Source organism: Pseudomonas sp. LJDD11 (genome assembly GCF_024584215.1).
Lineage (GTDB): Bacteria > Pseudomonadota > Gammaproteobacteria > Pseudomonadales > Pseudomonadaceae > Aquipseudomonas.
Genome location: NZ_JANJFL010000101.1, coordinates 1 through 600 on the forward strand (window position 1 = coordinate 1; position 600 = coordinate 600).

At 54.3% G+C, this 600-nt stretch carries 1 protein-coding gene; it reads left to right on the plus strand.

The annotated features are described in order from the left end of the window. Positions 1-600 (plus strand): class I SAM-dependent methyltransferase (locus tag NRB16_RS28970; protein ID WP_257107577.1); only part of this gene is annotated, 600 nt, incomplete at both ends.

Consider the following 600-nt stretch of genomic DNA (forward strand, 5'->3'; position numbering starts at 1 on the left):
ATCCGTGAGGCGGCAGTCAGTCATGTAAATGCACCGGCGCTGGTTGCTGACTTGTGTGCAATCCCGTTCGCAGATGAGTGCTTCGACCTGACACTGTCAAGTGACGTGATCGAGCATTTACCGGACGCCATCTATGCCAAGGCACTGGCCGAGATAGCACGAGTATCGGGGCGCTATATTCTGATTGCCGTGCCTTATCGTGAGCTGCTTGCAGCCGCTGAAATCAACTGTCCCGGCTGTGGCTTGCATTATCACGCCCATCTGCATCAGCGCTCCTATACCGTTGCAGATGCCGTGTCGTTGTTTTCTCCGGCCTTTACTGCAGTCGATGTTCGTTTCTCCGGTGAATTCTGGGCGTTTGAAGACCCGCGTCTGGTTGAGGCTGCTCATGAGATGTCGGGTTTGGACTATCCGTTCGAGGACGGTGTCTGTCCCGATTGTTTCACGCGTCGTGGGCATGTCGAACAATCGAACTCTGCCCTGAAAGTACAGCGTCGCTTCGAGGCTCTGCAAGCAATGCTGGTCGCTGAAGGTGAGCGTCGCATACCTGATCCCAGCGAAATTCTTGTACTGTTTGAACGAGGTGCGTCTCCAGATAAA